Source organism: Novosphingobium sp., assembly GCF_041905565.1.
GTDB lineage: Bacteria > Pseudomonadota > Alphaproteobacteria > Sphingomonadales > Sphingomonadaceae > Novosphingobium.
Map to the genome: position 1 here is coordinate 15,105 of NZ_JAYRKX010000023.1, position 13,382 is coordinate 28,486.

Here is a 13,382-nt window from a genome sequence, read left to right on the forward strand (position 1 = left end):
TTCAGCCCTTCCTTGCCGCCTTCAGCGCCTGTTGCCGCGCAATTTCCTGCGTGATCGCGGGGTTGCGGAACAGGAACGGGAAGGTCGCCTTGTATTCGGGGTTTTCGGGCAGGTGGTCCTGCACCGCCAGGGTCGTCGCCTCGCCCCGCTCGCGCACCCCATCCAGGAATTCGTGGTGGGTGAGGATGTAGAGTTCATCGTTGAGGATGCCCTGCAGCACCCGCTGGCCGACCTCCTCCTTGGTCTGGAACAGGTGCGACAGGTCGCCGCTGGCCTGACGGCGCTTGTCGGTTTCGGCATAGCCGGTGTCGGCCAGTTCCGCCGGACGGGTTTCGCCCGACTTGGCGATCTGGGTCTGGACGGCGCCCGGACAGAAGGCGCTGCAGATCACGCCCTTGGGTTCCAGTTCCAGCCGCATGCATTCCATCATGCTGGTGACATAGGCCTTGCCCGCGCAGTAGATCGTCGATCCCGGCACCGGCACCAGCGCCCCCATCGAAGCGGTGCAGACGATGTGCCCGCCCTCGCCGTGGCTGAGGATGCGCGGCAGCAGCGTGACGACCGCGTTGATCGCCCCGCCGACGTTGACGCCGTTGACCCAGTCCCAGTCGGCATAGGTCGCCTGTTCGGTCGGCCCGCCCAGCCCCACGCCCGCGTTGGCAATCAGAACGTGCAGCTTGCCGAACCGCGCTTCGGCCGCGTCGGCCGCCTCGGCAAATTGCGCGCGGTTGGTGACGTCCAGTTGCAGGGCCAGCACCCGCTCGCCCCCGGCCAGTTCGGCCGTGGCGGCATCAAGGTGGTCCTGGCGGATGTCGGCGATCGCCACATTCATCCCCGCGCCGAGCAGCGCCTTGGCAATCCCGAGGCCGATGCCCGAGGCTCCGCCGGTGACGAAGGCGGTCTTGCCTTCCAGATTCTGCATGTCACTCTCCCTTGCGAGCATTTTCCCGCTGGCCTTTTTGTATATGTTACTTACAAATTGCCAAGAGGATTCGACGGGACCGACTAACGGCCCGCGTATGGAGAGGGATGCGGATATGGCGGGACCAGTGGTCGCCCCCGGTGGCGATTCCGGCGTGACTTCGGCAGCGGGGAAAGTCTGGCCGTCGACCGGAGCAGCCTATTGGGCGCTGTTCGTGATCATTCTCGCCACTTTCATGTCGTTCCTCGACCAGGTGGTGTTCGGCATGCTGGCCGAGAACATCAAGCGCGACTTCCAGCTGACCGACACCCAGCTTGGCTTCCTGGCCGGCCCGGCAACGATCATCTGCTATTTCTTTGTCGGCATCCCGCTGGGGCGGCTGGCCGACATCTATCCCCGCAAGCTCGTGCTGTCGGCCAGCGCGGGGATCGTCGGGCTGCTGATCGCGCTGAGCGGGATGGCGCAGAGCTTTGCCCAGTTCGTCGGCACGCGGGTGTTTCTCGCGGCGGGCGGATCGGCCCATGCGCTGTCGTCCTATTCGCTGCTGACCGATGCCTTTCCGCCGCGCGTGCTGACCCGCGCCTTTGCCCTGCTGCAACTGGGCTTCATCGGCGGGACCACGCTGGGGCCGATCATCGGCGGGCGGCTGGTCAAGGCTTCGTCGGGCTGGAATGCCGAACCGTTCCTCGGCCTGCCGATCTACAGCTGGCAATGGGTGCTGATCTATCTCGCCCTGCCCTCGGTCATCGCCTCGGTGCTGTTCCTGACCGTGCACGAACCGCAGCGCCTGGCCCCGCGCGGCGAAGGCGTGCACGTGCCGCAGGACGCGGGCCTGCTGCGCAAGATCATCACCTTCATGGGGTTCGACGCGGCCCGCGCGATCCACGCCGGGGGGAAGGTCTATTACCCGATGTTCGCCGCCCTCGCGCTCAGCGCGGTCGAAAGCTTCGGGATCATGTTCTGGCGCGTGCCCTACCTGATGCGCGAATTCGGCTGGGACGCCAAGCAGATCGGCGATGCCATCGGGCTGACCGCGCTGATCGCCTCGATCCTGGGCATGGTCGTCGGCGGCGTGTTCGTCGAATGGCTGGCCAAGCGCCACAAGGACGCCAACATCCGCGCCGCGTTCCTGTGCTTCTGCGGGACCACGGTGGTGATCATCACCGCGCTGCTGATCCCCGATCCGTTCTGGTCCAGCGTGACCTTCGGCTGCGCGGCCTTCTTCGGGATTGCCGGGGCCGTGCCGCAGAACGCCGCGATCCAGCGCGTCGCCCCCAACGACATGCGCGGACAGATCACCGCCTTCTACCTGTTCATGTTCACTTTCTTCGGGGCGATGGGCAGCTGGTTCATCGGCGCGATTTCCGACAAGGTCACCGGCAACCTGGGCCAGGCGATCCTGTTTACCGCCTGCACGCTGCTGCCGCTGGCCGCCTTCCTGATGTTCCGCGCCATCCGCCCCTACCGCGAGGAAGTGGAACGGCTGGAAGCGGAGGGGCGTTGACAGGCCCGCGCTGGCCCCGCATTCTGTAAGCAACACATACAATATTGGGAGAGAGTCGATGGCTGAAGACCGTATCGCCGCGCTGGAGGCCAAGCTGGCCGACATGGAGCGCCGCCTGACCGTGCGCGAGGGCGAGCTGGACGTGAAGAAGCTCCAGTACCTCTACGGCTACCTGATCGACAAATGCATGTACAACGAAGTGGTCGACCTGTTCGCCGACGATGGCGAAGTGCGCTTCTTCGGCGGGGTGTGGAAGGGCAAGGAAGGCGTGCGCCGGCTCTATGTCGAACGCTTCCAGAAGCGTTTCACCTATGGCAACAACGGGCCGATCGACGGCTTCCTGCTCGATCACCCGCAGATCCAGACGATCATCGACATCGACGCTGACGGCAAGACCGCGCGGCTGCGCGGGCGTTCGACCATGCAGGCCGGGCGGCACAAGGACTATGAAGGCGACGAACCGCACCTCAAGGCGCGCCAGTGGTGGGAAGGCGGCCTTTACGAGAACACCTACGTCAAGGGCGATGATGGCAAGTGGCGGATCAAGTGCCTGAACTATTTCCCGCACTGGCACGCCGACTTTGAAAAGGGCTGGGCCTATACCCCCGAGGAATACGTGCCCTTCCCCAAGGTGCTCTACCCCGAAGACCCGAGCGGCCCCGACGCGTTGATCGAAGACCACTGGCTGTGGCCGACGCACAAGCTGCTGCCGTTCCACATGAAGCACCCGATCACGGGCCAGGAAATGGTCGCCCAGCGCTGGCAGGGTGACGAAGAACGCACCCGCAAGAAAGCGGCGGCGAAGGCGGGCTGATTCACACTTCAAAGGCCACGTCACCCCGGACTTGATCCGGGGTCCCGCTTCCTTGGCGAGCTGGAAAGAACAAGCTGGACCCCGGGCCAGGCCCGAGGTGACGGAGTAGATTGAAAATGTCCGAATACCCCTCCCTCCACATGCTGATCGACGGAGAACAAGTCTCCGGCGGCAGCCGCCGCACGCACACCGTGGTCAATCCCGCCACCGGCGAGGCGCTGGGCGAACTGCCATTGGCGGACGCGGCGGACCTTGACCGCGCGCTGGACGCGGCGGCGCGCGGCTTTGCCTTGTGGCGCGATGCCCCGGCGCAGCAGCGTGCGGCCGTGCTGCAAGGCGCGGCGCGGCTGATGCACGAGCGGCAGGAGGAGATCGCCCGGATCGCCACGCTGGAACAGGGCAAGCCGCTGGCCGAAAGCCGCATCGAAGTGATGATGAACGTCGGCCTGTTCAACTTTTACGCCGGGGAATGCCAGCGGCTCTATGGCCGCAGCCTGGTGCGCCCCAACGGGATGCGCAGCACCGTGGTGCATGAACCCGTGGGCGTGGTCGCCGCCTTTGCCCCGTGGAACTTCCCCATCGGCAACCCGGGCCGCAAGCTGGGCGCGCCGATCGCGGCGGGCTGCTCGGTGATCCTGAAAAGCGCCGAGGAAGCCCCGGCCAGTGCGCTTGCCGTGCTGCAATGCCTGTATGACGCGGGCCTGCCCAAGGAAGTGGCCCAGGCCGTGTTCGGCGTGCCGGACGAGGTCAGCCGCCACCTGCTGGGTTCGCCCATCGTGCGCAAGCTGTCGTTCACCGGCTCGACCGTGGTCGGCAAGCACCTGGCCCGGCTGGCGACCGAGAACATGCAGCGCACCACGATGGAACTGGGCGGCCACGGCCCGGTGCTGGTGTTCGATGATGCCGAGTTGCAGAAGACGCTCGACACCGTGGTTGGCCACAAGTTCCGCAACGCCGGGCAGGTCTGCGTCAGCCCGACGCGGTTCATTGTCGAGCGCGGCGTGTTCGAGGCCTTCCGCGACGGGTTCGCAGAGCGCGCAAGGCGGATCAAGGTCGGTAGCGGACTGGATGCGGGCACCCAGATGGGCCCGATGGCCAATCCCCGCCGGCCCGAGGCGATGGACCGCCTGATCAAGGATGCCGTGGCGCGCGGGGCGAAACTGCACTGCGGCGGCGAGCGGATCGGTAACCAGGGCTATTTCTATGCCCCCTCGGTGCTGAGCGAAGTGCCGCTGGACGCCGCGATCATGAACGAGGAACCGTTCGGCCCGGTCGCGATCATCAACCGCTTCGAGGACGAAGCCGCGATGATCCAGGAAGCGAACCGGCTGCCCTATGGCCTCGCCGCCTATGCCTGGACTGGTGATGCCAAGCGGCAGCAGCGGCTGGGGCGTTACCTCGAAGCGGGCATGGTCGGGCTCAACACCACGATGATCGGCGGGGCGGATTCGCCGTTTGGCGGGGTAAAATGGTCGGGCCACGGCAGCGAGGACGGGCCGGAAGGCGTGCTCGCCTGCATGGTGACCAAGGCGATACACGAAGGATGAAGCGGCGGCAGGTCAACGCGGGGCTGGCCGCCAGCCTGGCCGCGATGGCCCTGCCCGCGCGGGCGAAGGAGAGGAAGGCAATGACCCATCAACTCAAGACCGGCGGGGACCGCGGTTACTTGCGCATCGCCACCGAGGAAGCCTTTGCCACGCGCGAACAGGTCGACGTGTTCCTGCGGATGGTGCGCGATGGCACGGCGGACAAGGGCATGGTCAGCCTGTGGGGCTTCTATGCGCAAAGCCCCAGCGAACGCGCGACCCAGATCATGGACCGCCTGCTCGACCTTGGCGAACAGCGCCTGGCGCACATGGACGCGACCGGGATCGACAAGGCGATCCTGGCGCTGACCAGCCCCGGCGTGCAGCCGCTGACCGATGTCGAGGAAGCCAAGGGCATCGCCGGGCGCGCCAACGATTACCTGGCGGAGCGCTGCCAGGCCCACCCCGACCGCTTCATCGGCATGACCGCCGTTGCCCCGCAGGACCCCGAATGGTCCGCCGCCGAAATCCGCCGCGGGGCCAAGGAACTGGGCTTCAAGGGCGTGCAGATCAACAGCCACACCCAGGGCCATTACCTCGACGAGCCGCAGTTCGATCCGATCTTCCGCGCGCTCGCCGACGTCGGCCAGCCGCTCTACATCCATCCCGCCACCCTGCCCGACAGCATGATGGGCGACATGATCGGCGCCGGGCTGGACGGCGCGGTGTTCGGGTTCGGCGTCGAAACCAGCTATCACCTGCTGCGGCTGGTCACGACCGGGATCTTCGACCGCTATCCGGGTCTGCAGATCATGGCCGGCCACGGGCTCGAGGCGCTGCCCTACTGGCTTTACCGCACTGATTACATGCACAAGGCGGGGATCCGCTCGAAGCGGTATGAACGGCTCAAGCCGCTGCAGCACGATCTGTTCCACTACATGCGCAACAACTTCCTCGGCACCACCAGCGGGCTGTGCTGGGAGCCGGCGGTCAAGCTGATGTTCGACGTGATGGGCGAGGACCGCGTGATGTACGCGATGGACTATCCCTACCAGTACGAGGCGAGCGAGGTGCTGGCGATGGACAATCTTGCCATTTCCAGGGAAGCGAAGAAGAAGTTCTTCCAGACCAATGCCGAGAGGTGGTTCAACCTGTGACCCCGGCCCTGCCGACCGCCGTTCCCAAGGGCGCGCGCTATGCCCTGCTGCTGGTCGCGCTGACCAATGCGATCAGCCTGCTTGACCGCCAGGTGCTGGCGATCCTCGCCCCGGGGATCAAGGCCGACCTGGGGATCGGCGATGCCGAGATGGGGCTGCTTTACGGCACGGTCTTTGCGCTGTTCTATGCGCTGTTCTCGCTCCCGCTCGGGCGGCTGGCCGATGGCTGGGTGCGAACCCGGCTGCTGGCAATCGCGATCGGGTTCTGGTCGGCAGCCACGGCGCTGGGCGGTCTGGCGGGGGGCTTTGCCTTGCTCGCGCTGTCGCGGCTGGGCGTGGGGATTGGTGAAGCGGCCTCGCAGCCGGCCGGAACCTCGCTGATCTATGATTACTGGCCCAAGCACCGGCGCGGTTTTGTCATGGCGGTGCTGGCCTCGGCTATTGCGCTCGGGCTGGGCGGGTCGCTGATCCTGGGCGGCGTGGCGGCGGCCTGGTGGGACGCGCGGCTGGCCGCCGGCACCGCGCCGCTCGCGCTGAAGGGCTGGCAGTTCGCCTTCCTGGTGGCAGCCCTGCCCGGATTCGTGTTGGCGCTGTTCATGGGACGCCTGCGCGAGCCAGAGCGCGGCGCGATGGACGGGATCGCCACCCCGCCCGATCCCGCCCCCTTCGCCGCCAGCGGCGCGGTGCTGGCCGCCGTCACGCCGGGGTTCAACTGGCTGGCGCTGGGACGCAAGGGCGCGGACGCCCGGTTCTGGCGGTTCAACCTGCTGGCGCTGGCCGGGATCGTGCTGGCGATGGCCGCGCTTTACCATCTGTGCAGCACGCTTGCCCCGCGCCCGCTGCTCGCTTTCGGCCCCGTCGCGTTCAGCCCGCATGCGCTGCAATGGGGCGTCACGGGGTTCGGCCTGTTCGTGATCGTCAACCTGATGCAGAACATGGCGCTGACCGATGGGCAGGCCTACCGCGTCATCACCCGCAGCCCGACGCTGCTGATGGTCATGGCGGTCGGCACGCTGCAATCGGTGCTGAATTACGGGATGATGAGCTTCAACCCCAGCTTCCTGATGAAGACCTACGGATTGTCGATGAAGGATACGGCGCTGCAATTCGGGCTGGTTTCGGCCGGCATGGGGATTGTTGGCCCGCTGCTGTGGGGGCCGCTATCGGACTGGCTGCAGGCGCGCTTTCCGGGCGTGGGCCGGGCCTGGGTGGCGCTGGTGTGCATGGGGCTGTCGCCGCTGCTGTCGTTCTGGGTCTACTGGGCGCCCGACGCTACCGGCTTCTACGCCCGGTTCCTGCTGTACAGCTTCATCCTGACCGGATGGCTGCCGCCGCTTTACGCGATCATGTACGATCAGGTGCTGCCGCGCATGCGCGGGATCACCGCCAGCGTCTACCTGCTGGTCTCGACCATCCTGGGCCTCGGGATCGGCCCCTATGTGGTCGGGGTGCTGTCCGATGCCACCGGCGATCTGCGCGGTTCGATGCTGACGATCAACGTGGTGGCCATTCCCATCGTCGTGCTGATGCTGCTAGTCGGCCGCCGCGCCCAGCGCGATGAACAGGCCCTGATGGAGCGCGCCGCCTGATGCTCACCGTTCGCGATGCCGCCTTTGCCGTGTTCCGCCATTTCGGCGTCGATTGCCTGTTCGGCAATCCGGGGTCGACCGAGTTGCCGATGCTGCGCGCCCTGCCCGACGGGTTCGATTACGTGCTGGGGCTGAACGAGGCGGCGGTGCTGGGCATGGCTGATGGCTTTGCCCGCGCCAGCGGCAAGCCCGCGCTGGTCAACCTGCACAGCGCGGCGGGTACCGGCAATGCGCTGGGCAACCTCTACACCGCCTATCGCAACAACACGCCGCTGGTGGTCACCGCCGGGCAGCAGGCACGCAGCCTGCTGCCGATGGACCCGTTCCTGGGCGCCACGCGCGCGACCGAATTTCCCCAGCCCTATGTCAAATGGGCCTGCGAACCGGCCCGAGCCGAGGACGTCCCCGCCGCGCTGGTTCGCGCCTTTCACGTGGCGCTGACCCCGCCGATGGGCCCCGTATTCGTCTCGGTTCCGGTCGATGACTGGGACCGCGAATGCGCCATGCCAGCGCTGCCGGACCTGTCGCTGAAAACCCTGCCCGATCCGGCTGGCCTGTCCCGCCTCGCCGCCATGCTCGATGCGGCGGAGCAGCCCGCGCTGGTGCTGGGGACCGGGGCGGCGGATTGCGGCGGCTGGCAAGCGGCGATTGACCTCTCCGAAGCGAGCGGCGCGCAGGTGTGGATCGCCCCGTTCGCCGCGCGCGAATGCTTCCCCGAGGATCACCCCCAGTTCGCCGGGTTCCTGCCCGCTTTCCGCGAGCAGATCGTGCGCCTGCTCGCCCCCTATGACGCGCTGCTGGTCGCGGGCGCTCCGGTGTTCACCTATCACGCCGAAGGCAGCGGGCCGCACTGGCCCGAGCACGCCGCACTCGGCGCGCTGAGCGTCGATCCGCAGCATCTCTCGTTCCTGCCAGGCGGGCTGGGCGTGCTGGGCGATGTCGCGGCGGGCCTCGCCGCGCTGGCCGGGCAGGTCCGCCGCCGCCCTGCCCCCACCCCGCCGCCGCGCGCCGCCGCGCCTGCCCCGGCGATGGAGGCAAACTACGTCCTCTCGCGCGTGGCGGCGCTGCGCCCGGACAATGCCGTGCTGGTCGAGGAAGCGCCGACCGCGCGCACGCCGATGCACGATCACCTGCCGATTACCTGCCAGGGCGGATTCCTGACCTGCGCCAGCGGCGGCCTCGGCTATGGCCTGCCCGCCGCCGTGGGCGCGGCGCGCGCCGTGCCGCAGCGCAAAGTGCTGGCCCTGCTGGGCGATGGTTCGGCGATGTACACCGTGCCCGCACTGTGGAGCGCGGCCGAGCAGGGCGCGAACATCAGCTTCCTGATCCTCAACAACCGCCGCTATGCCGCGCTGGATCATTTCGCCAAGGTGTTCGGGATGAACCGCCTGCCAGGGACCGAGCTTGGCGGGATCGACTTCGTCGGCCTGGCGCAGAGCATGGGCGTCACCGCCCGGCGGGTCGATGCGGTGGCCGATCTCGATGCGGCGCTGGCGCGGAGCTTTGCGGCGACTGGCCCCACCCTGGTCGAACTGCTGATCGACTGATCAGGCCACCCGCCAGACCCACAGCTTGATCCCGGCGGGATAGCGCGCGCCGCTGCACACGAAGATCGACCTGTTCAGCCAGTCATACTTGCCCTTGGGCGCGATGAATTCGGGCACCGTGCGGAAATAGTAGAGCGCCGGGTCCACGTCCTCACCCGCAGCGAGCCGCTGCATCACTTCAGGCGGGCCGTGGCGCAGCCCCTTGTTGCGGATCTGGATGATCACCCCGTCATCGGTTTCCAGCGCATAGATCGCGTCGGCCACGGTCACGCCGTCATGCCGTGTCAGCTGCCAGTCGGCGGCATTGCCCATCAGCTTGCCCTTGATCAGCGGGCCTTCGACCCGCCCGCCCGAAAAGATCGGGATGATCCGCCGGGTCCCGTCCGCCGTCTCGCCAATCGGGATCGGCGCGCCCAGATCGCCGCTCGCTTCGTAGACGAATTCGAGCTCCGGCTTGATCATGCGGGCAGCCCGATCTGATCGGCGCCGGCGAAATTGCCGTGCAGGCCGAAGCGCAGGCGGATGGGCACGTTAATCGTCGCAATCGGCCCCTTTTCGATGTCGAGCGCGTCGAACAGCAGCAGGTCGCTGCGGTGTTCCTCCAGCCGGTTGCAGACCTGCACGATCCAGCCGTCGCCCTCGGGCGCGTCCTTGGAGCGCGGGATGAAGCAGGGTTCCTGCAAGGAACTGACCGGTCCGCACCACCAGTGCTGCTCGCGCTTCGTCTCATGGTCGATCAGGCACAGGCAGTTCATCAGCAGGCCGCCGGCGCTGCCGCCCTTCAGTTCGACCGGGCGCTTCATGTCCATTTCCAGCATCCAGCCATAGCGGTACGGCTGGCCGGTGAAGCGATCGTCGATCCGGGGAAATTCGCCCGCCGTGTCGGTCAGCCGCACTTCGCTTTCGAAGGCGTCGGAATTGCTGGCCATGTCGACCGTCCAGCGGGTCAGATAGCTCATCGCCTCCATCCCGTTGAACGGCGCGCCGTTCACGTCCGGGAAGAACGGGAACATGTTGTTCTTCGCCACCGGAATATCGAAGTGGACCTTGGTGCCTTCCTGAAAGGCGTTCATCACGTGGCTGTTGAAGCTGTTGCCGGTCTTGAACCAGCGGATGTCATCGCCGGTTGCGCCCCTGTGGCGGGGCAGGACGCCGAGATAGACCGGCATGCTGGTATCAAAGCCGAAGTGCGGCAGCCCCTTCTCCAGCCGCTCCCACGACCCGATCGAGGGCATGACGTTGAACACCGCGTAATCCTCGGTGATCCCGAAGTCGTGCATCATGCAGTAATAGGGCACCTTGAACCAGATTTCGTGGACCAGTTCGCCCTCGGGCGTGATCTCGTAGAAAGTGCAATCATCGGTGCACAGGCCGCTGGAGGCATAGCCGAAGCCGATCATGTTACCGGTCTTCGGGTCGATCTTGGGATGGGCGGTGAAGGTCTGCCCGGTCATCTTCAGGCCAGCCTTGCTGGCGAAATCGGTGAACCCGTCCGTGTCCATGCTGGCCGCGTCCATCACCAGCGCCGGACTGTCCTCCTTCAGGGCATAGAGCTTGCCGCCGTGGACCCAGGCGTTGGTGTTAGCAGTGGAGCGGATCTTGCCCTTCACGCTTTCGTCATCGGTCAGCGGGTTGCGATAGGCCCCGAACAGCGCCTTGCCGGCCTCGTTTTCCAGCTTCCACTTGTCGGTCTTGGCCCAGCGCTGGCGGAAATCGCACTGGCCGTCGTGGAAGTGGAAGCGGGTAATCATCCCGTCGCCGTTGAAGGCAATGTCATCGCCCAGCCGCGGGGGGAATTGCGGATCGGGCTGGACGCGGTAGAAGGCGCCGTTGAGTTCGCGCGGGATTTCGCCCTGGTGAACAAGATCGGCAATGTCGGCCTCGATCCGCGAAGGCGTGTTGAAACCGGTAAAGCTGGGGGTATCCGGAAAATGGGCCATTGCATCCTCTCGTTTTCTGGGATTGTATGCAATACAAACGAATAGGCAAGAGCAATGCGGGTGAGAGACGACGACCTGGATGCGGTGACCACCGTCGAGCATGAAGACGACGCCTATCTGGGCGAAATCAACGATATCGTCGGGTTCCACATCCGTCTGGCCCACGGCGCGTGCTATCGCCATTTCACCGAAACCTTCGTCGAACTGGAACTGACGCAGAAGCAGGTGTCGGTCATGTGGCTGGTGGCCGACCACCCCGGCATTTCGCAGATCGACCTGGGCCAGAAGCTGCGGATGGACCGGGCGACGACCATGACCATCGTCAACCGCCTGCAGGCCCGCCATTACCTGCGCCGCGAAAAATCGCCCACCGATGGCCGCAAGCAGGCGCTCTACCTCGAACCGGCCGGCGAAGCCGCACTGGCCGAGGCGAAGCGCGCGATCCGCGAACACGAAAACTGGGTGAAGAGCCGCTTCACCGATGCCGAAGTGAAAACCTTGATGGAACTGCTGGCGCGGATCCACGAATAGCGCGCGCAGCGCACAGAACAGAACGATCGGGACGAGGATTCAACAGACAATGACGCAAGCCCAGGGCAGCGATCCGCAGCGGATCATCGACGATGCGCCGATGAACTGGCGGCAGTACGTGGTCGTGCTGCTGATGGTGCTGCTGAACGCGCTGGACGGGTTCGACGTGCTGTCGAGCGCTTTCGCCTCGCCCGGCATTGCCAAGGAATGGGGCGTCGCGCGCGAGGCGCTGGGCGTGATGCTGTCGGCCGAACTGGTCGGCATGGGGTTCGGCTCGGTGATCCTGGGCGGCATGGCTGACACACGCGGGCGCAAGCCGACCATGCTGGTCTGCCTCGCGATCATGGCGGTCGGCATGTATTTCGCCCACGCCGCGACGGGCCTGACCGAACTGTCGATCTGGCGGTTCATCACCGGCCTTGGCATCGGCGGCATGCTGACCTCGACCAATGCCGTGACTGCGGAATGCACCAGCACTTCGGCGCGCAGCCTGTCGATGGCGATCTATGTCATCGGCTATCCGCTGGGCGGAGTGATCGGCGGGATCGCCGCGCAGACGTGGCTGCTGCCCAATTACGACTGGCGTGCGGTGTTCCTGTTCGGCGCGGTGGTGACAGCGGTGATGATCCCGCTGGTCATGCTGTTGGTGCCCGAAACCCCGGCCTTCTATAGCGCCACCCGGCCCGCCGATGCGGTAGCGAAGATCAACCGGTCGCTGGCGGCTTTCGGCAAGGCGGCGATTGCCGCGCTGCCGGCGGTGGTGGCGGACGCACCGAAGCCGAAGCTGCTCGACATCCTGTCCAACCCGCGGCTGCGCCCGGTCACGCTGCTGCTGGCCTTCGGCTACATGTTCCATACCATCACGTTCTATTTCATCCTGAAATGGGCGGTGAAGATCGTGTCCGACTATCCCCCCGGCTATGCCCCGCCGGTGGCGGCCAGCGTGCTGACCTATGCCAACATCGGCGGCGCGCTGGGCGGCCTGCTGCTGGGCTTCCTGATGAAGCGCTGGGACATCAAGCTGCCAACCGTGATCATGCTGCTGCTGGCGCTGGTCGGCGTGACGGCCTTCGGCATCGGCTATGACAGCATCGATGCCTGGCGCGCCGCCGCCTTTGTCGCGATGTTCTTTGGCAACGGCGCGATCGTGGGCTTCTATGCCGCCTTCGCCAAAGGCTTTCCGGCCTTTGCCCGGGCCACCGGAACCGGCTTTGTGCTGGGCGTAGGGCGGCTGGGCGCGGCGGGTTCGCCGATCATCGCGGGCTACCTGTTCAAGCTGTTCGGGGCCGATCAACTGCTGCTGGTTTCGTTCTGCATGGGGCTGGGTTCGCTGGCCGCGCTGGTGCTGTTCCTGCTGCTGCCGATGCGCGATGGCGACAGCGAAATGGCGGCGCGCGGGTGATGGCCGATTGACCCGCGCCTTGCGCGCCATACAGTAGCGCGTCGCAACCGAATCCAAAGGAGAGGCAACCCATGTATTCGCACATGATGGTCGGCAGCAACGACATCGACCGGTCGAAGAAGTTCTACGATGCCACTTTCGCCGCAATCGGCGGCAACCCCGGCATCACCGATGACAAGGGCCGCCTGATCTACATGCACAACGGCGGGCTGTTCCTGGTCACCCAACCGATCGACGGCGAAGGCGCGACCCCCGGCAACGGCATGACCATCGGCTTTGCCATGGACACCACCGAACAGGCCGATGCCTGGCACGCCGCGGGCGTGGCCAACGGCGGCAAGGCGATCGAAGACCCGCCGGGCGTGCGCGAAGGCGGGGCGATGAGCCTGTACCTCGCCTACCTGCGCGATCCCGATGGCAACAAGCTCTGCGCACTCAAGCGCATGTGAT

At 66.2% G+C, this 13,382-nt stretch carries 12 protein-coding genes; 9 read left to right on the forward strand and 3 right to left on the reverse strand.

What is annotated here, in order from left to right:
* Window position 1: 1 nt before the first annotated feature.
* A complete protein-coding gene (locus tag ACE3N9_RS15075; RefSeq protein WP_374285015.1) occupies window positions 2-922 on the reverse strand; it encodes an SDR family NAD(P)-dependent oxidoreductase in 921 nt (306 codons plus the stop codon).
* A gap of 115 nt (window positions 923-1,037) precedes the next feature.
* On the opposite strand from ACE3N9_RS15075, the gene ACE3N9_RS15080 reads away from it, so the two are divergent.
* The 6 genes from ACE3N9_RS15080 to mdlC all read left to right on the forward strand — a co-directional run bounded on the left by ACE3N9_RS15080 (window position 1,038) and on the right by mdlC (window position 9,059).
* Entirely contained in the window at window positions 1,038-2,426 is a 1,389-nt protein-coding gene (locus ACE3N9_RS15080) for an MFS transporter (RefSeq protein WP_374285018.1), read from the forward strand.
* A gap of 58 nt (window positions 2,427-2,484) precedes the next feature.
* A complete protein-coding gene (locus ACE3N9_RS15085; protein ID WP_374285021.1) occupies window positions 2,485-3,240 on the forward strand; it encodes a nuclear transport factor 2 family protein in 756 nt (251 codons plus the stop codon).
* Window positions 3,241-3,356: 116 nt separating this feature from the next.
* Window positions 3,357-4,787, forward strand: coding sequence for an NAD-dependent succinate-semialdehyde dehydrogenase (locus ACE3N9_RS15090; RefSeq protein WP_374285023.1), 1,431 nt, complete (start codon window positions 3,357-3,359; stop codon window positions 4,785-4,787).
* Window positions 4,784-5,923, forward strand: coding sequence for an amidohydrolase family protein (locus ACE3N9_RS15095; protein ID WP_374285025.1), 1,140 nt, complete (start codon window positions 4,784-4,786; stop codon window positions 5,921-5,923). Before ACE3N9_RS15090 ends, ACE3N9_RS15095 begins: the two co-directional genes overlap by 4 nt.
* The gene (locus tag ACE3N9_RS15100; RefSeq protein ID WP_374285027.1) at window positions 5,920-7,512 is read left to right on the forward strand and encodes an MFS transporter; all 1,593 of its coding nucleotides are present in this window, start codon (window positions 5,920-5,922) and stop codon (window positions 7,510-7,512) included. Before ACE3N9_RS15095 ends, ACE3N9_RS15100 begins: the two co-directional genes overlap by 4 nt.
* The gene (gene mdlC, locus ACE3N9_RS15105; protein ID WP_374285029.1) at window positions 7,512-9,059 is read left to right on the forward strand and encodes a benzoylformate decarboxylase; all 1,548 of its coding nucleotides are present in this window, start codon (window positions 7,512-7,514) and stop codon (window positions 9,057-9,059) included. The genes ACE3N9_RS15100 and mdlC overlap by 1 nt, the downstream gene beginning before the upstream one ends.
* Here the strand turns inward: mdlC and ACE3N9_RS15110 are convergent, their stop codons facing one another.
* Both ACE3N9_RS15110 and ACE3N9_RS15115 read right to left on the reverse strand, forming a co-directional pair.
* Complete coding sequence (locus tag ACE3N9_RS15110) at window positions 9,060-9,521, reverse strand: DUF3237 domain-containing protein (RefSeq protein WP_374285031.1); 462 nt, start codon at window positions 9,519-9,521, stop codon at window positions 9,060-9,062.
* Window positions 9,518-10,999 (reverse strand): carotenoid oxygenase family protein, encoded by a 1,482-nt coding sequence (locus ACE3N9_RS15115; protein WP_374285033.1) that lies wholly within the window; start codon window positions 10,997-10,999, stop codon window positions 9,518-9,520. The genes ACE3N9_RS15110 and ACE3N9_RS15115 overlap by 4 nt, the downstream gene beginning before the upstream one ends.
* 54 nt (window positions 11,000-11,053) lie before the next feature.
* Here ACE3N9_RS15115 and ACE3N9_RS15120 point away from each other — a divergent pair, with 54 nt between their 5' ends.
* The 3 genes from ACE3N9_RS15120 to ACE3N9_RS15130 all read left to right on the forward strand — a co-directional run bounded on the left by ACE3N9_RS15120 (window position 11,054) and on the right by ACE3N9_RS15130 (window position 13,381).
* Window positions 11,054-11,530 carry a MarR family winged helix-turn-helix transcriptional regulator gene (locus tag ACE3N9_RS15120; protein ID WP_374285035.1) on the forward strand — a complete coding sequence of 159 codons (477 nt, stop codon included), beginning with the start codon at window positions 11,054-11,056 and terminating at the stop codon, window positions 11,528-11,530.
* Window positions 11,531-11,579: 49 nt separating this feature from the next.
* On the forward strand, window positions 11,580-12,932 hold the full coding sequence (locus ACE3N9_RS15125) for an MFS transporter (protein WP_374285037.1): 1,353 nt from the start codon (window positions 11,580-11,582) through the stop codon (window positions 12,930-12,932).
* A gap of 71 nt (window positions 12,933-13,003) precedes the next feature.
* Complete coding sequence (locus tag ACE3N9_RS15130; protein ID WP_374285039.1) at window positions 13,004-13,381, forward strand: VOC family protein; 378 nt, start codon at window positions 13,004-13,006, stop codon at window positions 13,379-13,381.
* Window position 13,382 lies beyond the last annotated feature (1 nt).

Bases quoted from the DNA above. Each gene is read 5' to 3' on its own strand.
- ACE3N9_RS15075 (WP_374285015.1), bottom strand. From the start codon at position 922: ATGCAGAATCTGGAAGGCAAGACCGCCTTCGTCACCGGCGGAGCCTCG.
- ACE3N9_RS15080 (WP_374285018.1), top strand. From the start codon at position 1,038: ATGGCGGGACCAGTGGTCGCCCCCGGTGGCGATTCCGGCGTGACTTCG.
- ACE3N9_RS15085 (WP_374285021.1), top strand. From the start codon at position 2,485: ATGGCTGAAGACCGTATCGCCGCGCTGGAGGCCAAGCTGGCCGACATG.
- ACE3N9_RS15090 (WP_374285023.1), top strand. From the start codon at position 3,357: ATGTCCGAATACCCCTCCCTCCACATGCTGATCGACGGAGAACAAGTC.
- ACE3N9_RS15095 (WP_374285025.1), top strand. From the start codon at position 4,784: ATGAAGCGGCGGCAGGTCAACGCGGGGCTGGCCGCCAGCCTGGCCGCG.
- mdlC (WP_374285029.1), top strand. From the start codon at position 7,512: ATGCTCACCGTTCGCGATGCCGCCTTTGCCGTGTTCCGCCATTTCGGC.
- ACE3N9_RS15110 (WP_374285031.1), bottom strand. From the start codon at position 9,521: ATGATCAAGCCGGAGCTCGAATTCGTCTACGAAGCGAGCGGCGATCTG.
- ACE3N9_RS15115 (WP_374285033.1), bottom strand. From the start codon at position 10,999: ATGGCCCATTTTCCGGATACCCCCAGCTTTACCGGTTTCAACACGCCT.
- ACE3N9_RS15120 (WP_374285035.1), top strand. From the start codon at position 11,054: ATGCGGGTGAGAGACGACGACCTGGATGCGGTGACCACCGTCGAGCAT.
- ACE3N9_RS15125 (WP_374285037.1), top strand. From the start codon at position 11,580: ATGACGCAAGCCCAGGGCAGCGATCCGCAGCGGATCATCGACGATGCG.
- ACE3N9_RS15130 (WP_374285039.1), top strand. From the start codon at position 13,004: ATGTATTCGCACATGATGGTCGGCAGCAACGACATCGACCGGTCGAAG.